General features: G+C 58.3%; 24 protein-coding genes and 1 pseudogene. 16 read left to right on the forward strand and 9 right to left on the reverse strand.

Annotated features, from left to right (window positions below; genetic code table 11):
- The 9 genes from D8V06_RS00270 to D8V06_RS00310 form a co-directional block, all read left to right on the forward strand.
- Positions 1-425 (forward strand): F0F1 ATP synthase subunit epsilon (locus D8V06_RS00270; protein WP_241667747.1); only part of this gene is annotated, 425 nt, incomplete at its 5' end.
- A 114-nt stretch (positions 426-539) separates the two neighbouring features.
- Positions 540-1,907, forward strand: coding sequence for a bifunctional UDP-N-acetylglucosamine diphosphorylase/glucosamine-1-phosphate N-acetyltransferase GlmU (glmU, locus tag D8V06_RS00275; RefSeq protein ID WP_082557575.1), 1,368 nt, complete (start codon positions 540-542; stop codon positions 1,905-1,907).
- A 191-nt stretch (positions 1,908-2,098) separates the two neighbouring features.
- Positions 2,099-2,875 carry a DeoR family transcriptional regulator gene (locus tag D8V06_RS00280; RefSeq protein ID WP_056854272.1) on the forward strand — a complete coding sequence of 259 codons (777 nt, stop codon included), beginning with the start codon at positions 2,099-2,101 and terminating at the stop codon, positions 2,873-2,875.
- A 1-nt stretch (position 2,876) separates the two neighbouring features.
- Positions 2,877-4,709, forward strand: a complete 1,833-nt coding sequence (gene glmS, locus D8V06_RS00285; protein ID WP_130930238.1) for a glutamine--fructose-6-phosphate transaminase (isomerizing) — start codon at positions 2,877-2,879, stop codon at positions 4,707-4,709.
- Between the two features lie 76 nt (positions 4,710-4,785).
- Positions 4,786-5,688: a LysR family transcriptional regulator gene (locus tag D8V06_RS00290; RefSeq protein ID WP_056854298.1), complete on the forward strand. Its 903-nt coding sequence runs from the start codon at positions 4,786-4,788 to the stop codon at positions 5,686-5,688.
- A gap of 129 nt (positions 5,689-5,817) precedes the next feature.
- Complete coding sequence (locus D8V06_RS00295; RefSeq protein WP_130905476.1) at positions 5,818-6,444, forward strand: glutathione S-transferase; 627 nt, start codon at positions 5,818-5,820, stop codon at positions 6,442-6,444.
- 61 nt (positions 6,445-6,505) lie between these two features.
- On the forward strand, positions 6,506-8,536 hold the full coding sequence (locus D8V06_RS00300; protein ID WP_130930239.1) for a pyridoxamine 5'-phosphate oxidase family protein: 2,031 nt from the start codon (positions 6,506-6,508) through the stop codon (positions 8,534-8,536).
- 50 nt (positions 8,537-8,586) lie between these two features.
- On the forward strand, positions 8,587-9,783 hold the full coding sequence (locus tag D8V06_RS00305; RefSeq protein WP_130930240.1) for a DUF3142 domain-containing protein: 1,197 nt from the start codon (positions 8,587-8,589) through the stop codon (positions 9,781-9,783).
- Positions 9,770-11,887, forward strand: a complete 2,118-nt coding sequence (locus D8V06_RS00310; RefSeq protein ID WP_130930241.1) for a hypothetical protein — start codon at positions 9,770-9,772, stop codon at positions 11,885-11,887. Before D8V06_RS00305 ends, D8V06_RS00310 begins: the two co-directional genes overlap by 14 nt.
- A gap of 3 nt (positions 11,888-11,890) precedes the next feature.
- Here D8V06_RS00310 and D8V06_RS00315 read toward each other — a convergent pair whose 3' ends face one another.
- On the reverse strand, positions 11,891-12,517 hold the full coding sequence (locus D8V06_RS00315) for a LysE family translocator (RefSeq protein ID WP_056854303.1): 627 nt from the start codon (positions 12,515-12,517) through the stop codon (positions 11,891-11,893).
- 144 nt (positions 12,518-12,661) lie between these two features.
- Between D8V06_RS00315 and D8V06_RS00320 the strand changes: the two genes are divergently transcribed.
- Positions 12,662-13,135, forward strand: coding sequence for an Lrp/AsnC family transcriptional regulator (locus tag D8V06_RS00320; RefSeq protein ID WP_130930242.1), 474 nt, complete (start codon positions 12,662-12,664; stop codon positions 13,133-13,135).
- 46 nt (positions 13,136-13,181) lie between these two features.
- Here D8V06_RS00320 and lpdA read toward each other — a convergent pair whose 3' ends face one another.
- Positions 13,182-14,582, reverse strand: coding sequence for a dihydrolipoyl dehydrogenase (gene lpdA, locus D8V06_RS00325; RefSeq protein ID WP_130930243.1), 1,401 nt, complete (start codon positions 14,580-14,582; stop codon positions 13,182-13,184).
- 370 nt (positions 14,583-14,952) lie between these two features.
- Between lpdA and cfaB the strand changes: the two genes are divergently transcribed.
- A complete protein-coding gene (gene cfaB, locus D8V06_RS00330) occupies positions 14,953-16,140 on the forward strand; it encodes a C17 cyclopropane fatty acid synthase CfaB (RefSeq protein ID WP_130930244.1) in 1,188 nt (395 codons plus the stop codon).
- Here the strand turns inward: cfaB and cls are convergent.
- Positions 16,137-17,576, reverse strand: coding sequence for a cardiolipin synthase (gene cls, locus D8V06_RS00335; RefSeq protein WP_130905470.1), 1,440 nt, complete (start codon positions 17,574-17,576; stop codon positions 16,137-16,139). The two genes, cfaB and cls, sit on opposite strands and share 4 nt — an antisense overlap.
- Positions 17,577-17,708: 132 nt before the next feature.
- Between cls and D8V06_RS00340 the strand changes: the two genes are divergently transcribed.
- Entirely contained in the window at positions 17,709-18,230 is a 522-nt protein-coding gene (locus D8V06_RS00340; protein ID WP_056854308.1) for a DUF3617 domain-containing protein, read from the forward strand.
- Positions 18,231-18,276: 46 nt separating this feature from the next.
- Here the strand turns inward: D8V06_RS00340 and D8V06_RS00345 are convergent, their stop codons facing one another.
- Positions 18,277-19,170 carry a His/Gly/Thr/Pro-type tRNA ligase C-terminal domain-containing protein gene (locus D8V06_RS00345; RefSeq protein WP_130905469.1) on the reverse strand — a complete coding sequence of 298 codons (894 nt, stop codon included), beginning with the start codon at positions 19,168-19,170 and terminating at the stop codon, positions 18,277-18,279.
- Positions 19,171-19,508: 338 nt separating this feature from the next.
- On the opposite strand from D8V06_RS00345, the gene zigA reads away from it, so the two are divergent.
- Positions 19,509-20,714 (forward strand): zinc metallochaperone GTPase ZigA, encoded by a 1,206-nt coding sequence (gene zigA / locus D8V06_RS00350; RefSeq protein WP_130930245.1) that lies wholly within the window; start codon positions 19,509-19,511, stop codon positions 20,712-20,714.
- Between the two features lie 71 nt (positions 20,715-20,785).
- On the opposite strand, the gene D8V06_RS00355 is transcribed toward zigA, so the two are convergent.
- Positions 20,786-21,142 carry an NADH:ubiquinone oxidoreductase gene (locus tag D8V06_RS00355; protein WP_130930246.1) on the reverse strand — a complete coding sequence of 119 codons (357 nt, stop codon included), beginning with the start codon at positions 21,140-21,142 and terminating at the stop codon, positions 20,786-20,788.
- Positions 21,143-21,168: 26 nt separating this feature from the next.
- On the opposite strand from D8V06_RS00355, the gene D8V06_RS00360 reads away from it, so the two are divergent.
- Entirely contained in the window at positions 21,169-22,134 is a 966-nt protein-coding gene (locus D8V06_RS00360; protein ID WP_056854313.1) for a CobW-like GTP-binding protein, read from the forward strand.
- A 3-nt stretch (positions 22,135-22,137) separates the two neighbouring features.
- On the opposite strand, the gene D8V06_RS00365 is transcribed toward D8V06_RS00360, so the two are convergent.
- Positions 22,138-22,551, reverse strand: coding sequence for a DUF3301 domain-containing protein (locus D8V06_RS00365; RefSeq protein ID WP_056854314.1), 414 nt, complete (start codon positions 22,549-22,551; stop codon positions 22,138-22,140).
- A gap of 120 nt (positions 22,552-22,671) precedes the next feature.
- Here D8V06_RS00365 and pdxY point away from each other — a divergent pair, with 120 nt between their 5' ends.
- A complete protein-coding gene (gene pdxY / locus D8V06_RS00370) occupies positions 22,672-23,544 on the forward strand; it encodes a pyridoxal kinase PdxY (RefSeq protein ID WP_130906608.1) in 873 nt (290 codons plus the stop codon).
- 79 nt (positions 23,545-23,623) lie between these two features.
- Here pdxY and D8V06_RS00375 read toward each other — a convergent pair whose 3' ends face one another.
- Positions 23,624-24,106 carry an acyl-CoA thioesterase gene (locus tag D8V06_RS00375; protein WP_041073853.1) on the reverse strand — a complete coding sequence of 161 codons (483 nt, stop codon included), beginning with the start codon at positions 24,104-24,106 and terminating at the stop codon, positions 23,624-23,626.
- 288 nt (positions 24,107-24,394) lie between these two features.
- Here D8V06_RS00375 and D8V06_RS00380 point away from each other — a divergent pair, with 288 nt between their 5' ends.
- Positions 24,395-26,158: a cation:proton antiporter gene (locus D8V06_RS00380; protein WP_056854316.1), complete on the forward strand. Its 1,764-nt coding sequence runs from the start codon at positions 24,395-24,397 to the stop codon at positions 26,156-26,158.
- Positions 26,159-26,179: 21 nt separating this feature from the next.
- Here the strand turns inward: D8V06_RS00380 and D8V06_RS00385 are convergent, their stop codons facing one another.
- Complete coding sequence (locus D8V06_RS00385) at positions 26,180-26,587, reverse strand: SMI1/KNR4 family protein (RefSeq protein WP_014720555.1); 408 nt, start codon at positions 26,585-26,587, stop codon at positions 26,180-26,182.
- A 136-nt stretch (positions 26,588-26,723) separates the two neighbouring features.
- Positions 26,724-26,821, reverse strand: a pseudogene (locus tag D8V06_RS30635) (hypothetical protein); the annotation flags it as partial.

A 26,821-nucleotide genomic window follows, 5' to 3' on the forward strand; every position in this document is an offset into this window, starting at 1 on the left:
TGGCTATGACAGTCCATTGCGATATCGTCAGCGCGGAAGGGGAAATCTTTTCCGGTCTGGTCGAGATGGTGATTGCGCACGGTGCACTGGGTGATCTTGGTATCGCCCTGGGTCACGCGCCGCTGATCACTAATCTGAAGCCAGGTCCGATCCGCCTGGTCAAGCAGGGCGGGGAAGAGGAGGTGTATTACATCTCCGGTGGTTTCCTCGAGGTTCAGCCGAACATGGTCAAGGTTCTTGCCGACACCGTGCAACGTGCTGCCGACCTGGACGAAGCCTCCGCTCAGGAAGCCGTTAAGGCTGCCGAGAAGGCCTTGCATGAGCGGGGCGCGGAATTCGATTACGGTTCTGCTGCCGCACGTCTGGCCGAGGCCGCAGCCCAGCTGCGCACCGTCCAGCAGATCCGCAAGAAGTTCGGCCACTAAGGTTGCGCTTGTTGTGTGATTGATTAAAAAGGGTAGCCTCGGCTACCCTTTTTTCTTTTCCGTTGTTTATAACTTTGGTCGCAGCCGCTGACCACCCAGGATTGGTAGCCAGTCATGTCTCTTGAAATCGTTATTCTCGCTGCTGGCCAAGGCACGCGTATGCGTTCGGCCTTGCCGAAAGTCTTGCACCCGATTGCCGGCAACTCGATGCTTGGCCATGTTATCCACAGCGCCCGACAACTTGATCCACAGCGCATCCACGTGGTGATCGGCCATGGTGCCGATGCTGTGCGTGAACGTTTAGCCGCTGACGATCTGAATTTCGTCCTTCAGGACAAACAACTCGGGACCGGCCATGCCGTGGCCCAGGCTGTACCGTTCATTGAGTCAGACACTGTGCTGGTTCTCTACGGTGATGTGCCATTGATTGAAGTTGAAACCCTGCAGCGTTTGCTCAAGCTTGTCGTGCCAGGACAAATGGGTCTGCTCACCGTAGAACTGGACGACGCAACCGGATACGGCCGAATCGTTCGTGACACTGACGGCAAGGTTGCTGCCATCGTCGAGCACAAGGACGCCACCGAAGCTCAACGCGCCATCAACGAAGGCAACACCGGTATCCTTGCGGTCCCAGCGGATCGCTTGGCCGACTGGACTGGGCGTCTGTCGAATAACAACGTTCAGGGCGAGTATTACCTGACCGATGTGATCGAAATGGCAGTCAGCGATGGCCTGGTCGTAGCCACCGAGCAACCCCACGACGCGATGGAAGTGCAGGGCGCCAACGACCGCAAGCAGCTTTCCGAACTGGAGCGTCACTATCAGCTGCGCGCCGGTCGCCGTTTGATGGCCCAAGGCGTGACGTTGCGCGACCCCGCACGTTTCGATGTTCGCGGTGAAGTGACCGTGGGCCGGGATGTGCTGATCGACATCAACGTGATTCTCGAAGGCAAAGTCGTCATCGAAGACGACGTGGTGATCGGCCCGAACTGCGTCATCAAGGACAGCACCCTGCGCAAAGGCGTGGTGATCAAGGCCAACAGCCATATCGAAGGCGCAACTCTCGGTGAAGGCAGCGACGCCGGCCCGTTTGCGCGTTTGCGCCCGGGCACTGTGCTGGAAGCGCGGGCGCATGTGGGTAACTTTGTCGAATTGAAAAATGCACACTTGGGTGAAGGCGCCAAGGCCGGTCACTTGACCTACCTGGGCGACGCGGAAGTCGGTGCGCGCACCAACATCGGCGCAGGCACCATCACCTGCAACTACGATGGCGCCAACAAGTGGAAAACCGTGTTGGGTGAGGATGTGTTCATCGGTTCCAACAATTCGTTGGTGGCACCTGTGGATATCCTCGATGGCGCGACCACAGCGGCAGGTTCGACCATTACGTCGACTGTGGATAAATCTCAGCTGGCCGTTGGCCGTGCCCGTCAGAAGAACATTGATGGCTGGAAACGGCCGGAGAAAGTGAAGAAAAGCTGAGTTACCCACAACTCGTGAAAACGCCTTCGCGGGCAAGTCTCGCTCCTACAGTGTTGTGAGTAACCTGTAGGAGCGAGGCTTGCCCGCGAAGCTTTTTATCCACAGATCTTTTTATCGCGCCGCGCTTGACGAAGTCTCATCGATAGGTTTTGATTGCTTCCGTTATCTTTCGAATCGAAACTTATCTAGCCATGTCGAAGCGCAACACTCCTCAACGCCGCCATAACATCCTTGCTTTGCTCAATGAACAGGGCGAAGTCAGCGTGGACGAGTTGGCCAAGCGCTTCGAGACTTCTGAAGTTACGATTCGCAAGGACTTGGCTGCACTCGAAAGCAACGGCCTGTTGCTGCGTCGTTACGGCGGTGCAATCACCATGCCCCAGGAATTGGTGGCCGACATGGGCCAGCCTGTCTCCAAATACAAACAAGCCATCGCCCGCGCGGCAGTGACGCGAATCCGCGAACATGCGCGCATCATCATCGACAGCGGCAGTACGACGGCGGCGATGATTCCGGAACTCGGTCAACAACCGGGCCTGGTGGTCATGACCAATTCCCTGCATGTCGCCAACGCACTGAGCGAACTGGAACATGAGCCGGTGTTGCTGATGACCGGTGGTACCTGGGATCCGCATTCCGAGTCCTTTCAGGGGCAGGTTGCCGAGCAAGTACTACGCTCTTACGACTTTGATCAATTGTTCATCGGTGCCGATGGCATCGATCTGGTTCGCGGTACAACCACTTTCAACGAATTGTTGGGGCTGAGCCGGGTGATGGCTGAAGTCGCCCGCGAAGTGGTCGTGATGGTGGAAGCCGACAAGATCGGCCGCAAGATTCCCAACCTGGAACTGCCCTGGAGCAGCGTCCATACCCTTATTACCGATGATCGTCTGCCGGTGGAGGCACGCGTTCAGATTCAGGCCCGCGGCATCAATTTGATTTGCGCGGCAGTCAGTCAGGAGAAATAACATGTGTGGAATTGTTGGCGCAGTCGCAGAACGTAACATCACCGCGATCCTGGTCGAAGGCCTCAAGCGCCTGGAATACCGTGGATACGACAGTGCCGGTGTAGCGGTCTATACCAATGACGAAAAACTCGAGCGCATGCGCCGCCCGGGCAAGGTCAGCGAACTGGAGCAGGCACTGGCCGAAGAAGCTCTGGTGGGTCGTCTGGGTATCGCTCACACCCGTTGGGCCACCCATGGCGCGCCGTGCGAGCGCAACGCTCACCCGCACTTTTCCGGTGATCTGGCTGTTGTGCACAACGGCATTATCGAAAACCACGAAGCCCTGCGTGAACAACTTACAGCCTTGGGTTACGTGTTCACTTCGGACACCGATACCGAAGTGATCGCCCACCTGCTGAGCCACAAACTCAAGGAGCTGCGCGACCTGACCGTGGCACTCAAGGCGACCGTCAAGGAACTGCATGGCGCTTACGGCCTGGCGGTGATCTCTGCCCAGCAGCCGGACCGTCTGGTTGCCGCGCGCAGCGGAAGCCCGCTGGTGATTGGCCTGGGCCTGGGAGAAAACTTCCTGGCGTCTGACCAATTGGCCCTGCGTCAGGTCACCGATCGTTTCATGTATCTGGAAGAGGGCGATATCGCCGAGATTCGTCGCGACAGCGTGCAGATCTGGGACGTGAACGGCCAAGCGGTCGAGCGTCAGACCGTGCAATACAGCGACGGTGCCGAAGCTGCCGACAAAGGCGAGTTCCGTCACTACATGCTCAAGGAAATCCACGAACAACCGTCCGTGGTGCAGCGCACTCTCGAAGGGCGTTTGAGCCAGAATCAGGTACTGGTGCAGGCCTTCGGCCCGCAAGCCGCCGAGTTGTTCGCCAAAGTACGCAATGTGCAAATTGTCGCCTGTGGCACCAGTTATCACGCGGGTATGGTTGCCCGTTACTGGCTTGAAGAGTTGGCCGGCATCCCGTGCCAGGTCGAAGTCGCCAGTGAATTCCGCTATCGCAAAGTCGTGGTGCAGCCAGACTCGCTGTTCGTGACGATCTCTCAGTCTGGCGAAACCGCCGACACCCTGGCAGCGCTGCGCAACGCCAAAGAGCTGGGTTTCCTTGCCAGCCTGGCGATCTGCAACGTCGGCATCAGCTCGTTGGTGCGTGAATCCGACCTGACGCTGCTGACCCAGGCTGGACGCGAAATTGGTGTGGCATCGACCAAAGCCTTCACCACGCAATTGGTGGGCCTGCTGTTGTTGACCCTGTCGTTGGGCCAGGTTCGTGGCACGTTGACCGCGGGCGTCGAAGCCACCCTGGTCGAAGAGCTGCGACGCTTGCCGGCTCGCCTTGGTGAGGCGCTGGCAATGGACAGCACCGTCGAGAAAATCGCCGAGCTGTTCGCCGAGAAAAAACACACTCTGTTCCTCGGCCGCGGCGCGCAATTCCCGGTGGCGATGGAAGGAGCACTCAAGCTCAAGGAAATCTCCTATATCCACGCCGAAGCCTATCCGGCCGGCGAGCTGAAACACGGCCCGCTGGCGCTGGTGGATAACGACATGCCGGTGGTGACCGTCGCACCCAACAACGAATTGCTGGAAAAGCTGAAATCCAACCTCCAGGAAGTTCGCGCCCGCGGTGGTGAATTGATCGTTTTCGCCGACGAGAAGGCTGGCATGACCAACGGTGAAGGCACTCATGTTGTGCAGATGCCGCACATCCACGACATCCTGTCGCCGATTCTCTACACCATCCCGCTGCAACTGCTGTCGTATTACGTTGCGGTACTCAAAGGTACGGACGTCGACCAGCCGCGTAACCTGGCAAAATCGGTGACTGTGGAATAAGTTATCCACAGCTGATTCAACCTCCAAAATCGCAGCCCAAGGGTTGCGATTTTTTTATCTGAATCGAGGACACTCCATGGACCGCTTTCAGGAAATGCAGGTCTTCGCTGCGGTCGCCCAGGACCAGGGTTTTTCCGCGGCAGCGCGGCGGTTGGGGTTGTCGGCAGCGAGTGTCACCCGGGCGGTGGCGGCGCTGGAGAAACGCATTGGCACGCCGTTGCTCACACGCACTACGCGCAGTGTGCATCTGAGTGAGGCCGGCCAGCGTTATCTTGAAGACTGTCGCAGAATTCTTGCTGAAGTGCAGGAGGCCGAGGATTCAGCGGCAGGCAGTCATGCTCAGCCGCGTGGGCAACTGACAATCACGGCGCCGGTGTTGTTTGGTGAATTGTTTGTCACTCCATTGATGGTGGATTTTCTTACACAATTCCCGGACGTCACGATCAATGCGCTCTTGGTTGACCGTGTGGTGAATGTGGTGGAGGAGGGCATCGATGTGGCTGTGCGCATCGGTGAGCTGCCGGATAGCAATCAGCACGCCATTCGCGTGGGTGAGGTGCGGCGGGTGGTTTGCGTATCACCGGCATTCCTGGCGGCTAATGGACATCCGACTCACCCGCAGGATTTGGCTCGAGGACCGGTTATCGCGACGTCTGCGACGGGCCAGTTACGCAGTTGGCCGTTTCTGGAAGGGGGCGAGCCCATCAGTGTGCGCACCGATCCCCGTTTGGTCGTTACGGCGAATCAGGCGGCGATCACCGCGGCTTGCCTTGGCTTGGGTTACACCCGGGTCTTGTCTTATCAAGTGGCACGCAAAGTCGCGGCAGGGGAGCTGGAAATTGTCCTGGCGAATTTCGAGATGCCTCCCTTGCCTATCCATGTGGTGTACCAGGGCGGACGCAAGGCTGCGGCGCGGGTTCGCAGTTTTGTCGACTTTACTGTCAAGGCGTTGAGGGAACATCCAGCCCTGCAGGTCTGATACGTTATTTCGCTGGATGAAATAATGGATTGCGTTTGTTGGTTATTCTGTTGTTTTGGTGACTGATGGAAGATGGCCCCCCAAGGTGCTGATCTCCCTGAACAACACCACTCAAGCGCGGAGTCGATCATGCAAGCCATCAAACTCTACAATTTTCCCCGTTCCGGCCACGCCCATCGTGTGCAGCTGATGCTGTCCCTGCTGCAACTGCCGACCGAGTTGATTTTGGTCGACCTCGCCAAAGGCGAACACAAAAAGCCCGAGTTCCTGGCGCTCAATGCTTTTGGCCAGATTCCGGTGCTTGATGATCAAGGTGTGGTGTTGGCGGATTCCAACGCGATCCTGGTGTACCTGGCGCAAAAATATGGCAATGGTCGTTGGTTGCCCACCGATCCGGTCGGCGCTGCCAAAGTCCAGCGCTGGTTGTCGGCCGCTGCCGGCCCTATCGCTTTTGGTCCGGCCAGGGCGCGTTTGATCACGGTGTTTGGTGCGCCTTACAACCCTGACGAGGTGATTCCTTATGCCCACAGCGTGCTCAAGGTCATCGATAAGGAACTGGCCAACACTGAGTTTCTCGTCGGTAACGAACCTACCATCGCCGACGTAGCAGCCTACAGCTACGTTGCCCACGCACCGGAAGGCAATGTGTCGCTGGACGAGTACGCCAACATCCGCGCATGGTTGGCACGGGTCGAAGCCTTGCCTGGTTTTGTCGGCATGCCGCGCACGGTTGCCGGTCTGCAAAAAACAGCCTGACGTTTGTGGCCCGATGATCGGGCCCTTCACGCTGTGCCATTGGCGCAGGGGAGAAGCCGTGATGGACCGTTCACCGTGGCATGCTGGCGAAAGAGAGTTACAGGCGCATATCGGAGTTGGCGAGCGCATGGAGGCAGTAGGTCGCAGGGTTATTCGCGATTACATGCCGGACCAGCACCGCACGTTCTACGAGCAATTGCCGTTCATGTTGTACGGTGCGGTGGATGCAAACGGCAATCCGTGGGCCAGTGTGCTTGAAGGTGAAGCTGGTTTTGCTCATTCACCTGAGCCGCAACTGTTGCAGTTCAGCAGCGTGCCAGCAGCGGAAGACCCGGCGCAATTGAGCGATGGCGCGGCAATCGGCCTGCTGGGTATCGAATTGCATACCCGGCGGCGCAACCGCATCAACGGTCATATCGGCGCAATGACGGCGAACGGTTTTGCGGTGAAGGTTGACCAGTCGTATGGCAATTGCCCGCAGTACATACAGTTACGGCAGTTTCGCTCGGTGCCGCTGGCGGATGCATCAACGCGTCCCGCGCAGTACCTCAATGAACTGGACGAAGCAGCCAGAGCTGTGATCGCCGAGGCTGATACCTTTTTTGTCGCCAGCTATGTGGACGTCGATGGCGTTCGCTCGGTGGATGTTTCACACCGTGGCGGACAGGCAGGTTTCGTTCACATCGAAGGGAATTGCCTGACCATTCCAGACTTTGCGGGCAACCTTTTTTTCAACACTTTGGGCAACTTGCGGGTCAATCCAAAGGCCGGTTTGTTATTCATTGATTTCAATTCGGGTGACCTGCTGCAACTCAGCGGGCGCACCGAAATTATCCTGGAAGGACCACAGGTAGAGGCCTTTCAAGGTGCCGAACGTTTGTGGACGTTCCACGTGGAACATGTTGTTCGCAGACCTGGTGCTCTTGCATTGCGATGGCGTTTCGACGGCGTTTCACCCACCAGTCTGCTAACAGGTACTTGGGAGCAAGCCAAAGCTCGCCTGCAAGCCAAGGCTTTAGGTGATCAATGGCGGCCATTGCGTGTCGTACGAATCGAAGCGGAAAGCCAGAACATTCGCTCGATTTACATGGAGCCCGCTGACGGAGCAGGGCTGCCGTTGTTTCAGGCCGGCCAGCACTTACCGTTGCGGTTCAACATTGATGGTGACGTGCATATCCGCACTTACAGTCTGTCGAGTGCGCCATCGGATGATTTTTTCCGTATCAGCGTGAAGCGTGATGGACGGGTGTCTTCACACCTGCATGAACAGATTCGCGTCGGTGATCTGCTTGAAGCCCGAGCACCCCAAGGCCATTTCACTGTGGCCGCCAATGAGCGTCGGCCACTGGTACTGTTGGCTGCCGGAGTGGGCATTACGCCGCTGCTGTCGATGTTGCGTGAAGTGGTCTACCAAGGCTTGCGCACCCGTGGGATTCGTCCGACCTTGTTTTTGCAGAGTTCACGTACCTTGGCGGATCAACCATTTCGTGCGGAAGTGGATCGCTTGCTCGAGCACGCCGGTGATGCGGTCAAGGTGATACGTTTGCTCAGTCAACCGGAGCCGGGCGCCCTGGAAGGTGAAGACTTCGATTCGATCGGGCGTATCGATGTCGCACGGCTCACGGAATTGCTTGAAGTTGAAGACTACGATCAGCTGGATTTCGTCTTGTGTGGTCCCGGCAGTTTTACCCAGGCGATGTATGACGGCCTGCGTGAGCTGGACGTCCGCGATGTGCGGATTCACGCCGAAACCTTTGGCCCTTCGACGTTGCGCCGCCAGCCCGATCCGGATGCAATAGTGATCGAGCAACCACCGGCCGCCACCACGTCGGTGCCGGTGGTGTTCGAGCGTTCCGCCAAAGAGGCGCGTTGGCAACCCGAGGGCGGCAGCTTGCTGGAGCTGGCAGAAAGTCGTGGTTTGCAGCCCGAATTCAGTTGCCGTGGTGGCTCTTGCGGCACCTGTAAAACCCGTTTGATCAGCGGCCAGGTGCATTATCCACAACCACCAGCGGAGATACCGGAGGAGGGCGAGGTGTTGATTTGCTGTGCAATTCCGGCTCAGGGCGCGCAGCCTTTGGTACTTGATTTGTAGTTGCTGAAAAAGGCTTCTACGAAGGAGCGGGTTCAACTCACAGGAGCTTTATGGTTTTTTTCGTTCGGCTGGTGTCGCTGCTGACTGCACTGACACTGCTCAATGGCTGCGATCAGCGGGAGGCGCCCCCGCTCGATCAGCAGCTGTACATCTGGCAGCGACAATGGACCCCCTCCCATGAAGCAGCGCTGCGCGACAGTCGCGCAGATTTTTCCACCCTGCGTGTGCTGGCATTGCAGGCATTTCCCCAGGCCCGATGGCATCGGGCGCTGATTGACCCTGAGCTGCTCAAGCACGATGGTCGGCCGCTGATCGCAGTGATTCGCCTCGATGGCCAGCTCAAGTCGCTGGATCAGAACGAAGTCACGCTGCAGATTCAGCAGGTGCTCAGCGACTGGCAGACACAAGGATTGACTGTCGCAGGTCTGGAGATCGATCACGACGCCGGCAATGCGCGGCTTTCGGCCTATCGAGAGTTTCTCCTGCATTTGCGCACGGTGCTGCCGGTCTCAATGCCACTGAGCATCACTGCGTTGCCGGCGTGGCTCGGCAGTGCGCAGCTGCCCGCATTGTTAGCCGCGGTCGACAGCAGTGTGTTGCAGGTTCACGCGGTAAGCGATCCTCGCCGTGGTTTGTTCGACCCCGACCAAGCCCGGCAATGGACGAACGCCTGGAGCCGAATAACCAAAAAACCTTTCTATCTGGCGCTGCCGGCATACGGTGTGGCGTTGTTGCCGAATGACGGCGGTGCGCCGGTCGTGGAAAGCGAAACTCGAATCGAACGTGACGGCAAGCGTCAGGAGTTGCTGGCCGATCCCCAACAATTGAGTCAACTCGCTGCACAATTGCGAAACGACCCTCCGAATCATCTGGCCGGATTGATCTGGTTTCGCCTGCCGCTGGCCAACGACCGGCGGGCGTGGAGCCTGACTACTTTGCGCGCCGTGTCGCGGGGAGATGCGCTCCATAGTCGGCTTACGCTGAGTTTCACGGAGCACCAGGGCCTGTATGACGTGAGCCTGATCAATCAGGGCAACCTCGACAGCGCCTGGCCCGAACGCGTCACTGTCGCAGTGCAAGGCTGTGATGGCGCCGATGCACTCGCCGGTTACACGTTGCAACAAGGCCCGGATCTGCTTACCTTCACCCGCTTGCGTGAGGGGCGGATTGCAGCCGGCGGACAACGCGCCGTTGGTTGGGCTCGCTGCAGCAAAATTGATCAAGGAGCTTCGAATGTTCACCCGTAACTGGCCGCGTCATCTGCTCTGCCTGAGCCTCAACCTGCCACTGGGTTCGGCGTTGGCATGCGGGCCGGATTTCCCGATGCGCCTGCTGGATAACCGTGGTCAATCGTTGGCGGAGCTGCCGGAGGGCAACTTCAACTTCGAGATCAGCCGACTCGGGCACCGGATTGCCGGGTTGAATAACGTCAGCGCAACCGCATACAGCATGGATGGGCCAGACTACGCAGAGCAACGCAATCAGGCTGAGCAGGCGGGTTTGACGCCGGCGCAGCAGGCATTGGTAAAGCAGCTGCGTAGCCTGACCAATGCCTCGCAGGTTGAAGTACAGGGCGCGAACTTGCCCGACGAAATCCGTTTTTATCTGGCCGGTGCGGTGGCGTTCAACGTGGGTGACCATGGGCTGGCAGCCGAATACTTCGAAAAAGTGCTGGCGCTGCCCGCGGATCAACGCGCGTTGCGCAGTACCTGGGCAGCGTACTCGCTGGGCCGGGCGCGATTCGCCATGAGTGCCGAGGCCGGTGCGACTCCTGATTTGCTGGCGCAAGCTCGCAAGGCATTTGAGCAAACACGGCAACTGAGTATCGACGGCTTCAGTGATCCGCTGGAACTGGGTGTGGCCAGTCTCGGCGAAGAGGCCCGCGTAGCCCGCACCGCCGGCGACTGGAACACGGCCATCGAACTCTATGCCACGCAGAACCTGCACGGTTCGGCGGTGGGCTACACCTCACTCAAGCTGTTGGTGGCTGACTTGGCGGCCATGCCCGAAGAGCAGTTGGCCGAACGGCTCAAGGGCAAACCGGTACAGCAACTGGTAACGGCATCGTTGATCAGTCGACTGGGCTGGTCGTTCGGTGAACAACCGGCAAACGAATTGAAGCTGATTAAATTGCTGCAAAACAGCACGCGAGGCAGCCTCGCTAATGCGGATCGGCTGGCGGCGGTGAATTATCAACAGGGCGATTTCGCCAGCGCCAAGGCATTCGTTGAACACGCAGGTGACGGTGGGCTGGCGTGGTGGTTACGCGCCAAGCTGGCGCTGCGTGATGGCGATAAAACTGCTGCGGCCGCGGCGTATGCCAAGGCGGCGCAGGCCTTTCCTCAGAATGAATCCTGGGGCGATCGGCGAACGCCGGACTTCGATTATGAAACGCTGCAACCCAAATGTCGGGTTGATGGCGAAAGCGCGATTCTGGCCCTGCAACGCGGGGATTATCTGCAAGCGTTCGACCAGCTTTATCGCAGCCAAAGTATCTACTGGTTTGACGCGGCGACGGTGGCCGAACGTGTGCTGACGCTCGACGAACTCAAGCATTACGTCGACACCCAGGTTCCAGCGCCACCCCCGCTCAGCCAGCATGACCGCGACAACTATGTGCCCTTGCCAGTGGCAGCGAGCCTGCGCAATTTGCTGGGCCGTCGGTTGTTACGCGAAGGGCATTATGAAGATGCGCCCGCCTATTTCGATAACGACGGGTTGCGCCACAAGGCCAGGCTGTATGGCGAGCAACGCCTGGCGGCCGATGCCGCTTGGTGGCCGACCCGCCGCGCCGCCGCTCTGTTCAACGCTGCGTGGACTGCACGTGAGTGGGGGATGGATATTCTCGGTTACGAAATGGCCCCGGATTTCGCCACCTTCGCCGGCAACTACAGCCTTGAAAGCACGGAGCTGAAAGTCGGGCCGCTGGTGGCCGAAGATGAAGTCAAGCGTCAGCAAGCCAGCGCTGCACAGCCTGACCAGCGTTATCACTACCGGTTTGTCGCCACACAATTGGCCAATCGCGCTGCGGATAATCTGCCGCATACCAGTCAGGCATTTGCTGCTGTGCTCTGTGAAGCGGCCGGTTGGAACAGCAGCCTTGCAGATCAAAGTGCGCTCTACCAACGCTATGTCAAAGACGGGCCTTTTGTGGAATGGGCGGCGGACTTTGGCAACCAATGCCCGTATCCCGATTTCGAGAACGCCGACAAACGCTATGTCACCCAGGTTACCGATGCCGCTCGCTCGGCATTGCGTCCATACAAGACGCCTTTGCAGGTGGGCAGCGTTGTTGCGGTCACGGCAGCGGCACTGTTGCTGATCAATCGCCGCCGCCGTAAAGCGCAGTAAGGTTCAAGCCTGTTGCACAAAGGTCAGCCGTACGGCGAAACCGATCAACAGGCTACCGAATAACCATTGCTGCAAGCGCTGGGCCGAAGGGCTGCGTTGCAACCAGCGGCCGAGCGCTGTACCGATCAGGGCATAGGTGCTGTCGAAGAGCAAACCGACGCCGACCAGCACACCACCCAACACTGCAAATTGCGCGAGCACCGGCCCGGCCTGTGGGTTGATGAATTGCGGCAGTAACACGGAACAAAACAGCAGCGCCTTGGGGTTGAGCAGGTTGGTCAACAGACCGCGACGGATCGCTTCGCGCCAGCGGGCTTTCTGTATCGGTTGATGGCTGTGCAAGGCCGGCAGCATCGTCGTTCGCAGGCATTGAATGCCGATCCACAGCAGATACGCGGCACCCGCCAGTCGCACCACGTCGAATGTCCAGGGCGCCGCTTTGAACAATGCCGCCAGCCCCAGCGCCGCCAGTACAACGTGACAGCCGCGGGCTACTGCGAGTCCCACCGCTGTGGCGAGTGCCGCTCCTTTTCCCTGACGAGCACCGGTCTGCAGCAGCAGGATCATGTCAGGACCAGGCAACAGGTACACCACGGCCAATGCCATGAAAAACAGCCAGAGTCCCGCCATGTCACACCCCATTTGTTGTCGATTTGGTAGGGCCAGTGTAGGGCGCAAGGGCAGGGCAGGTGCTTGCGTAGTTTGCTTCAAGATTGGGCTTTGTTGGCATAATCTGCCATGAACAGAACACATGACCATCGGAATCTGCCAAACATGAAACTGGATGCCTACGATCGCAAGATTCTCGCTGCACTGCAGCGCGATGGTCGCTTGACCAACGTGCAATTGGCCGAAGAGATCGGCCTGTCGGCGTCACCCTGTTTGCGACGGGTACGCATGCTCGAAGAAGCCGGGGTGATTCGCGGTTATCAGGCCAACCTCGATCGCGATGAAGCCGGTCTTGGGTTGACGGTGTTTGTTGGCGTGAAGGTCGAGCTTCACAACGACGAACAGGCCGAGTCGTTTCGCCTGGCGGTCACGGCTTTGCCTGAGGTGATCTCGGCGTTTCTGGTGTCCGGGGAATCGGATTTTCTGTTGCAAGTGGTGGTGCCGGATCTGCGCGCGTACGACCGCTTTCTCACCGGATGCCTGTTGAAGTTGCCGGGTGTGAGCGATATCCGCAGTAACTTCGCGATCCATACGGTGAAAGCACCGGGCCCGCTTCCGTTGACGCATTTGCCTGGCTGAAGTGAATAGCTCGCCGCCTGCCGCAGGCTGCGAGCTTTTGATGTTGTTACATCTGGGTTGCCATTCCCTCCACATTCATCGCGGCCTGTCGCAAGGCTTCAGAACGGGTCGGATGCGGATGGCAGGTCAGGGCTATGTCTTCGGCTGACGCGCTGAACTCCATGGCCACGCAATATTCGCCAATCATTTCACTGACGCTCGGGCCTACCAGATGTACTCCGAGGATCTCGTCGGTGCGCTCATCGGCCAGCACTTTGGCAAAGCCCTCGGTCTCGTGATTGATTTTCGCCCGGCTGTTGGCGGTGAAGGGAAACTTGCCAACCTTATAGGCACGACCCTCGGCCTTCAGTTGTTCCTCGGTTTTGCCAACGCTGGCCAGTTCCGGTTTGGTGTAGATCACGTTGGGGATCAGCTCGTAATTAACCTCACCGGCCTTGCCAACGATCTGCTCGACACACGCCATGGCTTCGTCTTCAGCCTTGTGCGCGAGCATCGGACCTGATGTCACGTCACCAATGACCCAAATGCCAGCGACTTCGGTGCGGTGACCCTTGTTGGCGAGCATGCCGCGCTTGTCCGTGGCCAAGCCAACGTTCTCCAGGCCCAGGCCCTGTGTATAAGGTCGGCGTCCTATGGCTACCAACACATAATCAGCGTCGAGCACTTCGGCGGTTCCACCAGCGGCCGGTTCGACGTTGAGCTGCACACCTGTGTCAGATGTGGTTGCGCTCGTCACCTTCGAACTCAATTTGAAGCTGATCCCCTGTTTGCTCAAGGAGCGTTGCAGGGTTTTGCCTGTTTCACCATCCACGCCAGGGCAGATTCGATCGAGGAACTCCACCACTGTCACCTTCGCGCCCAGGCGCCGCCATACCGAGCCAAGCTCCAGGCCAATCACGCCGGCGCCGATGACCACCAGGTGTTTCGGTACTTCCGTCAGCGACAGGGCACCCGTGGAGTCGAGGATGCGTTTGTTATCGATCTCGACACCGGGCAGGGGAGTCGGCTCGGAGCCCGTGGCGATGATGATGTCCTTGGCGCTCAGTTCGGTCGTGCCGCCAGCAGCATCCGTGACGCTGACTTTGCCCGGCCCGTCGATTCGGCCCCAACCTTTGATCCAGTCGACCTTGTTTTTGCGAAAGAGAAATTCGATGCCCTTGGTCAGCCCAGTCACGCTTTCATCTTTCTGCTTCATCATCTGCGCGAGATTGAGGCTCGGTTTGACCTCGATGCCGAGGTTGGCGAATTCTGCGCCCATGGCTGCGTCGTAGAGTTCGGAGGCATGCAGTAATGCCTTGGACGGCATGCAGCCAACATTCAGGCAGGTGCCACCAAGGGTGGCGCGCCCTTCCACGCAAGCCGCTTTCAAACCGAGTTGACCCGCGCGAATCGCTGCGTTGTAACCGCCGGGGCCACCGCCGAGTATCACGACGTCGTAAGTGCTCATGGATCTTCTCCTGGATTGAAAGGGATCGGAGGGGTAACCGTAGCCTTTGAGTAAAATTACGAGCGTAATATGTTCGTCCGAGGCATTCCGGTCAAGGCTTCGCCTTCGCTGCGCAGAATTCAGTGTGGTTCCACGTGGAACAAATGCTGGGCTGAGAACATTTTCATCCAGTAGCGCAGTACGGGTAACAATTGTTAGAACTGTCCGTCGTGGCCGTAGTCATTTAAGTGAGGGCACGGCATTTCGTGCATTCGCTCCTATGAGTCATTACGGCGCGAATCATGGAAAACGGCGATTAATTGAATAGCCTGCTATTTTTCCAAGATGGTCTACCCTCTGATCAGACGTCTGAAACAAGGGGGGAATCTCCATGCTCGCGCAACTTCCACCGGCCTTACAGAATCTGCAGTTACCGCTACGCCTGCGACTCTGGGACGGCCATGAGTTCAATCTGGGGCCGACGCCCAGCGTCACGATTGTGGTCAAGGACCCACAAATGGTTACCCAGTTCACCCATCCCAGCCTGGATGCGCTTGGCGCGGCATTTGTCGAAGGCAAACTGGAGCTGGAAGGCGCCATCAGCGACGTCATCCGCGTCTGCGATGAATGGAGTCAGGCGTTGCTGGATGAGGACGATGGCAGCCAGCCTGTGCGTACCGTCCACGACAAGGAAACTGACGCCAAGGCGATCTCCTACCATTACGACCTCTCCAATGCTTTTTATCAGCTGTGGCTCGACAGCGACATGGCGTATTCCTGCGCGTACTTCGAGACCGGCAGTGAATCGCTGGAGCAGGCTCAACAAGCAAAATTCCGTCATCTATGCCGCAAGTTGCGACTGCAACCTGGCGAGTATCTTCTGGATGTCGGCTGCGGTTGGGGTGGTTTGGCACGTTATGCGGCCCGTGAATTCGGCGCGAAGGTGTTCGGCATCACGCTCAGCAAGGAACAACTCGCGCTGGCCAGGGAGCGGGTCAAGGCTGAAGGCCTGGAGGATTTGGTCGAACTGCAATTGCTCGACTACCGCGACCTGCCGCAGGACGGCCGATTCGATAAAGTCGTCAGCGTTGGCATGTTCGAACACGTGGGGCACGCGAATCTTCCCGAATACTGCAAAACCCTGTTCGGCGCAGTGAAGGAGGGTGGCCTGGTGATGAACCACGGGATCACCGCCAAACACACCGACGGGCGCCCGGTAGGACGGGGAGCTGGCGAATTCATCGAAAAATACGTATTTCCCAACGGCGAGTTGCCGCACCTGGCAATGATCTCTGCCGAGATCAGTGAAGCGGGTCTGGAGATCGTCGATGTCGAGAGTCTGCGCCTGCATTACGCGCGCACGCTGTATCACTGGAGCGAACGCCTGGAAGACAACCTTGAAGCCGCCGCCAAACTGGTGCCTGAACAGGCGTTACGCATTTGGCGTCTATACTTGGCCGGGTGCGCCTATGCCTTCGCTCGCGGCTGGATCAATCTGCACCAGATTCTTGCGGTGAAGGCGCATGCCGATGGCAGTCATGAACTGCCATGGACGCGGGACGATATCTACAATCCTTAAAGTATCGGTGAAATAAGCCGGGCGACCCGCATACCGACCTGTTGCAGGTGGCGAGTCTCCCGGCCTTCCTCTTTGGCGATTTCGTGGGCTTGGGCAAAGTCATCGTTGAGCATCTGCTCCACTTCGCCGGCAAATGTGCTGTCGACCGTCAGCAACATCACTTCGAAATTCAACCGGAACGAGCGGTTATCCATGTTGGCGCTGCCAATGGCGCTGATCTCACTGTCGATCAACACCACTTTCTGATGCAGGAAACCCGGCTCATAACGGAAAACCCGTACGCCGGCGCGCACGGCTTCAAAGGCATAGAGGCTGGAGGCGGCGTAGACGATTCGGTGGTCAGGCCGCGACGGCAACAGAATTCGCACATCGACACCACGTAATACCGCCAGCCGCAGGGCGGCGAAGACGGCTTCGTCGGGTATGAAGTAGGGACTGGTGATCCACACGCGTTCTGTCGCCGCGTGGATGGCCTCGACGAAGAATAACGAACAGGTCTCGTAGGGATCCGCCGGGCCGCTGGCGAGCATTTGACACAGTACGCCGTCGTCCGGGTACACCTCCGGCAGGATCAGCGGCGGCAACGAACGGGCTGCCCAGAACCAGTCTTCGGCGAAGGATTCCTGCATGCAGGCCACTACCGGTCCACGCACCTGTACATGAGTATCGCGCCAGGGCGCCAAGGGTGGTTTCTCCCCCATGTACTCGTCGCCCACGTTGTGCCCCCCGACGAAGCCGATAACGCCGTCGACTACCACGATCTTGCGGTGGTTGCGGAAGTTGACCTGGAATCGATTCAACCAGCCGCTGCGAGTGGCGAAGGCTTTGACCTCGACACCGGCGTCACGCAGTGACTGAACATAGCTGTGTGGCAAAGAGTGGCTGCCGATTCGATCATAGAGCAGATAGATCGCCACGCCTTCAGCTGCTTTTTCCAACAACAGTTTATGCAGGCGCTGGCCGAGACGGTCGTCGTGAATGATGAAAAACTGGATCAGCACCGCTTCCCGGGCTTGGCTGATGGCATCGAAAATCGCATCGAACGTTGCCCGGCCATTGATCAACAGTCGTACGTCGTTGTTGGCCAGGCACGGCATGCGCCCCAGCTTGGGCATGGCCCTTAACGACGCGTAAGCGGTGGAAGCACGAGCGGTTAGCGCCTCTTCAACCCACGGCCGCCAGTTGAGCTCAGAAATTGCCTTGCGCATTTCTTCGTTGGCCTGACGTCGGGCCTTGATGTAACCATCGAAGGTGCTGCGACCGAACACCAGATAGGGGATGAGTGTCAGGTAAGGCATGAAGACCAGTGACAGCGCCCAGGCAATCGATCCCTGAGCGGTTCGAACGGTCAACACGGCATGAATTGCTGCAATCGTGCCCAGGGAGTGCAGCAGGGCGATGGTGTAGCCAAAAATATGCGGTCCGAAATAATCCATGGGGGCAGCCTTGCTCCTGAAGATTCAATGCTTAACAGACCATGTTCCGGGCAGAATGTCGCTATTTAATTGGCCCATGAACCGAAGCTTGCGGCTGACGTCTAACGGCCACCAATGATCAGGAGTTACACGATGAACGTTCGTCTGCTGGGTTTGGCCATCACGCTGGGTTTGGCACTTCCTGTGGCCGCTCAGGCGCAGATGCTGCAACCGGGTTTGTGGGAATTGACCTCGAGCAACATGAAGGTCGATGACCAGAACCTGCCGGATCTGCAACTGATCCTCGGTCAGATACAAAGCCAGATGACCCCTGAACAACGGGCACAGCTGGAAAAACAGGGCATCACCATGGGGGGCAAAGGCATTCGCGCGTGCCTGACGCCGGAACAGGTCAAGACCGACAATATTCCGCTGACCGATCCGCAATCAGGCTGCAAGCAGGAAATCACCGAGCGCACCGGCAATCAGTGGAAATTCCGTTTCAGCTGTCCAAAAGCGCAGGGCGCGGGTGTCGCCACGTTCCTCAGTGACCGTGAGTTCACCACCAAGGTCAATGGCACGTTCAATGCCACCGGCATTCAGCAAAAGGGTAGCCTCGATACCCGCGCTGTATGGCTGGGGCAGGATTGCGGCACAGTTAAACCTCGGGCATAAAAAATTCGCGGGGTGCAGGCTCCCACGGGTCACGCCCTTGGGAGCTTCAACCTCCGGCCATGCCGGTGGAGCTCAGCCATTCACACACCGCTTCAACCTTCATCCTGCCAAAATCCTCCCCGCTGTTACTGCGCACACTGACAAAGCCACCCGCCTTTTCCTTTTCCCCCACGACCACCAGGTACGGCACGGTTTGACGGTGCTGGCGAATCTTGTAGCGGACCTTTTCGTTACGCAGGTCCGACAGGGCGCGAACGCCGCCACGACGTAACGTCTCGGTAACGGTGTGCGCGTAGTGGGCCTGGCGATCATCCATGCTGACGACCATCACATGCGCTGGCAGGCGCCAATACTGCAGCTCCTGATGACTGGACCAGCACGTTCCATAGACCCGTTGTTGCAAGGTGCCGCTGACGTGATCCAGGGCGAATGCCTGCAGTACCCTGGTGGTTGGGACATGCGGGCCGGTGGTCCAGTACTCGGTTTCACCGAGGCGATAGAGCGAAAGACTTTCCGACGACGATGTCGCCTTGCGGCGGATTGAATGGTTGGTTGCTGCCAGCGATTGCATGCGCGCTTCGATGAGCGGCAGATCGGTCGCGGCGAGGGCTCGCTCGACGGCAAACTCGCAAAAGAACCCGTCACCCAGTGCCGAGCCCACGCGCATTTGCGCATGCGGATGAAGTTGTTTGACGGCCATCGCCAGCATCAGCGTGCAGGACCGGCGCAGGATCTCCAGGCCGTCCGGCTCCTGCGGCGTGACTATGCTGACCCGGGCATTGGCTGCGACCATGAATTCGCAGTCCACCAAGACGCCGTTGACGCGTCCGGCCACCGCCGCGTTGGCCAGCCCCAGGCCAATACTTGCGGCGATTTCATGCACGGTCAGTGGTTGGTCGTACTCACGCAATGAACCATCGGGCAGGGTGATCTGGATCATGATTATTGTTCTCGAATACTTCGATCACACGCGCTAGCGGTTTAACCATAGAACCAAATCCCGTCCGCTGTCATGTAGACATTTGTCGAGGTTCGATTCGTCCGGATGGTCATCCGAAAGCAGGCTCAATTGTCCAACGCCGGGATTGGCTATGAGGTATCGCAACGATGCTTCGCCTTACCCAATCAGGCCGAGTTAGCCCCTCATGAGCGAGCCCATCATCGAAACACCATCACAATGTTATGGTATAACATGATTATCGCGATCGTTATTCGTGAAGAATTTTTCATGTTTGGCAAGCCCCGAGGGTTGACCGGGCTTTCTATGAGGAGCAACTGATGGCAAATCGCCTACCTGTCACGGTCCTGTCGGGCTTTTTAGGGGCCGGAAAAAGTACACTTCTTAATTACATACTACGTAATAGAGAAAACCTTCGGGTTGCGGTGATCGTCAATGACATGAGTGAAATCAACATCGACGGCGGCGAGGTGCAGCGCGATGTCAGCCTTAATCGCGCCGAAGAAAAACTCGTTGAAATGAGCAATGGCTGCATCTGCTGCACCTTGCGTGAGGATTTGCTGGAGGAGGTCGGCAAGCTTGCCAATGAGGGACGCTTTGATTACCTGTTGATCGAATCCACGGGTATTTCCGAGCCGCTACCCGTCGCGGAAACCTTCACGTTCCGCGACGAAAACGGGCAAAGTCTCACGGATATTGCGCGGCTCGATACCATGGTCACCGTGGTCGATGGCATGAATTTCCTGATCGATTACCAAGCCGCGCAAAGCCTCGCATCCCGAGGCGAAACGCTGGGAGAAGACGATGAACGCGCGATCACCGACCTGCTGATCGAGCAGGTGGAGTTCGCTGATGTGATCCTGATCAGCAAGATCGACCTCATCAGCAGTGGCGATCGGGGTGAGCTGATGGCGATCCTGAAACGGCTCAACGCCCAGGCTGAGATCATTCCAATGGTCATGGGCGAAGTGCCGCTCGGCAAAATCCTCAATACCGGTCGCTTCGACTTCGACAAAGCCGCTCAAGCGCCTGGCTGGTTGCGTGAGTTACGCGGCGAACATGTTGCTGAAACTGAAGAGTACGGCATTGCCTCCAGCGCTTATCGGGCACGTCGCCCCTTTCATCCGCAACGCTTTTTCAGTTTCATTGACCGGCCATGGGTCAATGGCAAACTGCTGCGTTCCAAGGGGTACTTCTGGCTGGCCAGCAAACATATGGATGTCGGAAGCTGGTCCCAGGCGGGAGGATTGGTGCGCCATGGTTTCGCCGGGCGCTGGTGGCGCTTTGTGCCGAACAACCAATGGCCGCAGGACGAGGAAAGCACAGCCTCCATTATGGAAAACTGGACCAGCGACACAGGAGATTGCCGCCAGGAACTGGTCTTCATCGGTCAGAACATCGACTTCAAACAACTCACTGCAGAGCTCGACGATTGCTTGCTGACAGACGCTGAAATGGCGCTGGGAGTCCAAGGCTGGCGAATGCTCCCGGACCCCTTTGGCCCTTGGCATGAAGAGGCCGCCTGAGCTTTCCATTGACCCCGTTCAGAAGTCGTGGGTTGCTGCTGTCGCTTAACAACGCTGGAGCAGCACGCCGCTCAAGGCTTCAGCCAGGTGCCCTGGCTTTGCGCTTCGCAGTACGGCTGCAAATACGCCGCATCGGTGGCCACGCCGTAATAGTGAATATCCTGCCGGTAAGGCATATTGGCGACTTGAGCTTTGCTGCACACGCCGAACGCTCCTGCAGGGCACTGGTCGACGTATTGCACGTCGACCTTCTGCCCGGCCAGGTTCGGTTGGCAGAAGCCGTCGGCGAACAGTTTTTGCGGGATGTTGCGGTTCTGCTGGCAGACTTTGACGTCGAGTCGTTCCGCCTGGCTATGGACAACGCAGGCCTGCGCCAGCGCTTCGCCACTGGCAAGCGTCAGCAGAAACGCCAATCCAATCCACCGCATCCTTACCTCCTCAGAAACCTTCGATCATGTTGCAGAACATTCCCACCCATGTCATCGCCGGGCCATTGGGGGCCGGCAAGACCAGCCTGATCAAGAACCTGCTGGCGCAACGTCCCGCGGATGAACGCTGGGCAGTGCTGATCAACGAGTTCGGTCAGATTGGCATCGACGCTGCACTGCTCACCCAGGAAGACGATGGTATCGCACTGGGGGAAGTGGCCGGGGGGTGTTTGTGTTGCGTCAACGGTGCGCCATTTCAGGTCGGACTCGGGCGTCTGCTGCGCAAGGCTCGGCCGGATCGATTGTTCATCGAGCCTTCCGGCTTGGGGCATCCGATGAATTTGCTCAAGCAGTTGAGCGAGGCGCCATGGCGAGGCGTGTTGAGTCTGCAACCCTGTGTGCTGGTACTCGATGCGCAAGCGCTTGTAGCGGGCAAGCCGCTGCCTGAGGCCCAACAGGAGGCGCTGAACAGTGCGGGATTGTTGCTGATGAACAAGTCTGAAGGACTTGCGCAAGCGGACCGGCAGCGAATTGCCGCCACGTTGCCGATGCGTAAACTGCATTGGACGCAACAAGCTGCGCTGTCTTTGAGTGAGTTGCCCGGGCTGGTTTCGCGAGCGGTGGCGGGTGTGGATAACTTTGTGATGCCGAAAAGTCTGGCGCAGCTCGCGGCGATCTGGAGCGACCCGGTTCTGCCGATCTGTTTAAGCCAGGAACAGGAGGGTGGCTGGAGCATCGGCTGGCGCTGGCATCCGAGCCAGGTCTTTGAGGCCGCTCTCGTTGCGCGCTGGCTTGAAAGCCATTGCTGGCGGCGTGCGAAGCTGGTTATTCACAGTGACAAAGGCTGGATATCGGCCAACGCGCTGGATAATTCCGTGGTGGCGTGGCAACCGAGTGAATGGCGTAAGGATTCGCGGATTGAATTGATTTTCAGTGCGCCGCAAGACCTCGAAGTGCTGCAAAGAGGCCTGGCCAACTGCAGGAGGCATTGAAGATCACGACCGCCACTTGTTGTGTTCCTGCCGCCAATGATTCAGCTCGATCACCTGAGCGCTTGGCTTGACCACATCGACCACAGGGGGCGTGTCGTCAAACGGCATCGGGTACGGCGCCAGTTCGATTTGCGCGCTGTGGGCGCCGAACTGAGTGATGGTGCCGTTATGCCGCGTTTCGCCGGTGACCGTGAATTCAAAGTTATACACACGGGCCAGACGTCGCCGGCCAGCGGCATCCTTGATGAATCCCATTTTTTTCAGCGCCACGTTGCCATCGAGCAACTCGATCCCCAGGTTGCTGCAATGCTGCTTGACCCGCTCCAACGCACGTTCGCGCAAGCCGTGGTTGTGCCAAAGCCAGGCGCCAGCAGTGGCGAGCAGCATCAGCACGAAAATATTTCCAAGGGTCAGCATCAACAGGGCGCTCCAACAAGATAGTGTCAGCTTAACTGCGTCGCCGGTCTGTCGTACAGGCTGCGTTTAGTCGCATACTGCGCCGCTCGAATTTCAATCGTTTTACGGAAATCTCACCGCATGAAACGTACACCCCATCTGCTCGCTATCCAGTCCCACGTGGTGTTCGGTCACGCTGGCAACAGTGCCGCGGTTTTCCCGATGCAGCGGGTCGGGGTGAATGTCTGGCCGCTGAACACCGTACAGTTCTCCAACCACACACAGTACGGGCAGTGGGCCGGTGACGTGCTGGCGCCGCACCAGATCCCTGATCTGGTCGAAGGCATCGCGGCGATTGGCGAGCTGGGCAATTGCGACGCAGTGCTCTCGGGCTATCTCGGCAGCGCGGCGCAGGGCCGGGCGATTCTCACAGGGGTGGAGCGGATCAAGTCGATGAATCCCAACGCGCTGTACCTGTGTGATCCGGTCATGGGTCATCCGGAGAAGGGCTGCAGCGTGCCCGCGGAAGTCAGCGATTTTCTGTTGGAAGAAGCCGCCGCCGTGGCTGACTTCATGTGTCCGAACCAACTGGAACTCGACAGCTTCTCGGGGCGCAAGCCGCAATCGCTGTTTGATTGCCTGGCGATGGCGCGCTTGTTACTGGCACGCGGGCCGAAGGCGGTGTTGGTCAAACATCTGGACTACCCGGGAAAAAACCCGGACGTCTTCGAAATGCTGCTGGTGACAGCGCAAGGCAGTTGGCACCTGCAACGCCCGCTGTTGGCGTTTCCGCGCCAACCTGTGGGCGTTGGTGATCTGACGTCCGGGTTGTTCCTGGCGCGTGTGCTATTGGGCGATAGCCTGCTGGCAGCTTTCGAGTTCGCCGCATCGGCGGTGCACGAGGTGTTGCTCGAGACTCAGGCCTGCGCCAGCTATGAGCTGGAACTGGTGCGGGCGCAGGATCGGATTGCCCATCCGCGGGTGCGGTTCGAGGCGACATCGATCAGCCTTTGATCGAAGTGCAAAAAAGATCGCAACCTGCGGGGATCTGAATTCCTCTGCAGGAACTGCCGCAGGCTGCGATTTTTTTGCTTTACGCGTCGCCCTTGATTTCCTGGTAACGCTTTTCCAGTTCCTGGCGAATCTGGCGGCGTTGCTGCGCCTGCATATAGCGACGCTTGTCTTCGCTGTTCTGCGGTTGCAGTGGCGGCACCGGGGCGGGTTTACGTTGGTCATCCACCGCGACCATGGTGAAGAAGCAGCTGTTGGTGTGACGCACTGAGCGCTCACGGATATTTTCGGTCACCACCTTGATGCCCACTTCCATGGACGTGTTGCCGGTGTAGTTGACCGAGGCGAGAAACGTCACGAGTTCGCCGACATGGATCGGTTCACGGAAAATCACCTGGTCCACCGACAGGGTCACCACGTAGCGACCTGCATAACGGCTGGCGCAGGCGTAGGCCACTTCATCGAGGTATTTGAGCAGGGTGCCGCCGTGAACATTGCCAGAGAAGTTGGCCATGTCGGGGGTCATCAATACTGTCATCGACAGTTGGGCGTTTCCGGGTTCCATAGCGTTCTCACGGTTCAAGGCCAGGTTTGAGGGGACGCACCTCTACGGGTGCCTCGGCGGTTTTTTCAAACCAACAGTTATCGGGACGCCGGGCGGCTGATCGCCGTCACGCCGGATCGATCTGTTTCCATATATTGCACCGCCTTTCGGTTGGAAGTCGCGGTGTTACCCTTCAAAAGCCCATCCCCAAGGGCAAAATGCCTACGCGGATAGCGGATTTTCATTCTGCTCGCTCGGACGATTCCCACGCCCGATGTATGAGCAGCGTCACCCAAGGAGCCTCACACCATGCATGCCATCAGTTTTATTCAGGACCTGGCAGTGATCATGTTGGTCGCAGGTGTGGTGACCGTTCTTTTCCATCGCTTCAAACAGCCCGTGGTGCTGGGGTACATCGTTGCCGGGTTCATCATTGGCCCGCACACCCCGCCGTTCGGCCTGATCCATGACGAAGAAACCATCAAGACCCTGGCGGAACTCGGGGTGATTTTCCTGATGTTCTGCCTGGGCCTCGAATTCAGCTTGCGCAAACTGTTCAAGGTCGGCGCCACGGCATTTATCGCGGCGTTTCTGGAAATCGTGCTGATGATCTGGATCGGCTACGAAATCGGTCGCTGGTTTGACTGGAATACCATGGATTCGCTGTTCCTGGGTGCAATCCTGGCGATTTCCTCGACCACCATCATCGTCAAGGCACTCAACGACCTGAAGATGAAAAACCAGCGTTTTGCGCAATTGATCTTCGGAGTGCTGATCGTTGAAGACATCCTCGGCATCGGCATCATCGCATTGCTCTCGAGCATCGCAGTCAGTGGCACGGTCAGCTCCGGCGAAGTGTTTTCTACGGTTGGCAAGCTTTCGCTGTTCATGATCGTCGCCCTGGTGATCGGCATCTTGCTGGTGCCGCGGTTGTTGGCCTATGTGGCGAAATTCGAAAGCAACGAAATGCTGCTGATTACCGTGCTGGGCCTGTGTTTCGGCTTCTGTCTGCTGGTGGTCAAGCTCGAATACAGCATGGTGCTCGGCGCATTCCTGATCGGCGCAATCATGGCTGAATCCCGGCAATTGCTGAAAATCGAGCGCCTGATCGAGCCGGTTCGCGACTTGTTCAGCGCGATTTTCTTCGTTGCCATCGGGTTGATGCTCGACCCGCTGATCCTGCTGCAATACGCCTGGCCGATTGCGGTCATCACCGTGGCAGTGGTTCTTGGCAAAATGCTGTCCTGTGGGCTCGGTGCCTTTATCGCCGGCAATGACGGACGTACCTCACTGCGCGTCGGGATGGGCCTTTCACAGATCGGCGAATTTTCTTTCATCATCGCTTCGCTGGGCATGACCCTGCAGGTCACCAGTAACTTCCTCTATCCGGTGGCGGTAGCGGTATCGGTGATCACTACGTTGCTGACGCCGTATCTGATTCGTGCCGCCGATCCGCTGTCGATCAAACTGGCGGCGGTGATGCCGCAGCGACTGGGACGCGTATTGGGGATGTATGGCGAATGGCTGCGCAGCATCCAGCCACAGGGCCAGGGTGCGCTGCTGGCGTCGATGATCCGAAGGATCTTGCTGCAAGTGGGGGTCAATCTGGCGTTGGTGGTGGCGATCTTCTTCGCGGGCGCTTACTTTGCCGAACGCATTTCCACTTATCTGCAGGATTGGATCAGCGATCCGAGTTGGCAGAAGGCATTGATCTGGGGAGGAGCGCTGCTGTTGTCGCTGCCATTCCTGATTGCCGCGTATCGCAAGCTCAAGGCGCTGTCGATGCTGTTGGCTGAGATGGGCGTGAAGCCGGAGATGGCGGGGCGCCACACGCAGCGAGTGCGTCGGGTGATCGCCGAAGTGATCCCGATTCTCTCGCTGCTGGTGATTTTTCTGTTATTGGCAGCCTTGTCGGCCAGTATTTTGCCGACCAACAAGTTGCTGCTACTGATTGCCGTGGTTGCGGCCGCTGTGGCGGCGTTGCTGTGGCGCTGGTTCATCCGCGTCCACACGCGGATGCAGGTAGCCTTGCTGGATACGCTGGACAATCACAAGGATTCGCCAGGGCACTGACCCGGCCGGGCGTTAGCTGACTCAGCTTTCCAGCCAGACGTCCCGCGCCCAATGCCATACCGATTCCCAGGTTTCTTCTGTCACCAGCTCTTCTTCGGCGGACCATAACACCACGGTGCCGTCTTCTTCGACGCAGTAGTAGTCGTCGCCGTCCTGGCAGATCGGGATCAGGCTGCGATCCACGCCGGCATCCCAGGCGTTGGCGGCAACGTCCGGCAAATAGGTGTGCGATTGCGGGTCGGTGACGGTCACCGGCTCCAGGCTGCCGTAGACCACGTCGCTGACGGTCAGCAAAAACTCTCTGAAGACGAACGGAATGTCGATGAACAATTGTTCTTCAATTTCCACCAGCAGGTCTTCGTCAGGCAACTCCAAGGGGACCGGTACCGGTTCATTGGCTTCACGCAGTTGTTCGATGATTTCTTCCACGTCCGGGATCCTCTTGCTTGTATGGCGCGGTTTATATGGGGCGGTTTATACAGTAGCTCGCTATAGATGCAACCGCGAAATAGAAAACCCCGGCCGAGGCCGGGGTTTTGTTGCGACACATTTAACGCGGGTCGGTTCAACCGTTCTGGCGGATACCAGCGACCAGCCAAGGCTGGTTTTCGCCCTGCGGACGTTCCATGTTCCAGCTTTCGCTGAACACTTCGCCCTGGTCGA

Origin of the sequence: Pseudomonas sp. Sample_24, assembly GCF_004307605.1 — a bacterium.
Classification (GTDB): Bacteria; Pseudomonadota; Gammaproteobacteria; order Pseudomonadales; family Pseudomonadaceae; genus Aquipseudomonas.

Bases quoted from the DNA above. Each gene is read 5' to 3' on its own strand.
- glmU (WP_082557575.1), top strand. From the start codon at position 540: ATGTCTCTTGAAATCGTTATTCTCGCTGCTGGCCAAGGCACGCGTATG.
- D8V06_RS00280 (WP_056854272.1), top strand. From the start codon at position 2,099: ATGTCGAAGCGCAACACTCCTCAACGCCGCCATAACATCCTTGCTTTG.
- glmS (WP_130930238.1), top strand. From the start codon at position 2,877: ATGTGTGGAATTGTTGGCGCAGTCGCAGAACGTAACATCACCGCGATC.
- D8V06_RS00290 (WP_056854298.1), top strand. From the start codon at position 4,786: ATGGACCGCTTTCAGGAAATGCAGGTCTTCGCTGCGGTCGCCCAGGAC.
- D8V06_RS00295 (WP_130905476.1), top strand. From the start codon at position 5,818: ATGCAAGCCATCAAACTCTACAATTTTCCCCGTTCCGGCCACGCCCAT.
- D8V06_RS00300 (WP_130930239.1), top strand. From the start codon at position 6,506: ATGGACCGTTCACCGTGGCATGCTGGCGAAAGAGAGTTACAGGCGCAT.
- D8V06_RS00305 (WP_130930240.1), top strand. From the start codon at position 8,587: ATGGTTTTTTTCGTTCGGCTGGTGTCGCTGCTGACTGCACTGACACTG.
- D8V06_RS00310 (WP_130930241.1), top strand. From the start codon at position 9,770: ATGTTCACCCGTAACTGGCCGCGTCATCTGCTCTGCCTGAGCCTCAAC.
- D8V06_RS00315 (WP_056854303.1), bottom strand. From the start codon at position 12,517: ATGGCGGGACTCTGGCTGTTTTTCATGGCATTGGCCGTGGTGTACCTG.
- D8V06_RS00320 (WP_130930242.1), top strand. From the start codon at position 12,662: ATGAAACTGGATGCCTACGATCGCAAGATTCTCGCTGCACTGCAGCGC.
- lpdA (WP_130930243.1), bottom strand. From the start codon at position 14,582: ATGAGCACTTACGACGTCGTGATACTCGGCGGTGGCCCCGGCGGTTAC.
- cfaB (WP_130930244.1), top strand. From the start codon at position 14,953: ATGCTCGCGCAACTTCCACCGGCCTTACAGAATCTGCAGTTACCGCTA.
- cls (WP_130905470.1), bottom strand. From the start codon at position 17,576: ATGGATTATTTCGGACCGCATATTTTTGGCTACACCATCGCCCTGCTG.
- D8V06_RS00340 (WP_056854308.1), top strand. From the start codon at position 17,709: ATGAACGTTCGTCTGCTGGGTTTGGCCATCACGCTGGGTTTGGCACTT.
- D8V06_RS00345 (WP_130905469.1), bottom strand. From the start codon at position 19,170: ATGATCCAGATCACCCTGCCCGATGGTTCATTGCGTGAGTACGACCAA.
- zigA (WP_130930245.1), top strand. From the start codon at position 19,509: ATGGCAAATCGCCTACCTGTCACGGTCCTGTCGGGCTTTTTAGGGGCC.
- D8V06_RS00355 (WP_130930246.1), bottom strand. From the start codon at position 21,142: ATGCGGTGGATTGGATTGGCGTTTCTGCTGACGCTTGCCAGTGGCGAA.
- D8V06_RS00360 (WP_056854313.1), top strand. From the start codon at position 21,169: ATGTTGCAGAACATTCCCACCCATGTCATCGCCGGGCCATTGGGGGCC.
- D8V06_RS00365 (WP_056854314.1), bottom strand. From the start codon at position 22,551: ATGCTGACCCTTGGAAATATTTTCGTGCTGATGCTGCTCGCCACTGCT.
- pdxY (WP_130906608.1), top strand. From the start codon at position 22,672: ATGAAACGTACACCCCATCTGCTCGCTATCCAGTCCCACGTGGTGTTC.
- D8V06_RS00375 (WP_041073853.1), bottom strand. From the start codon at position 24,106: ATGGAACCCGGAAACGCCCAACTGTCGATGACAGTATTGATGACCCCC.
- D8V06_RS00380 (WP_056854316.1), top strand. From the start codon at position 24,395: ATGCATGCCATCAGTTTTATTCAGGACCTGGCAGTGATCATGTTGGTC.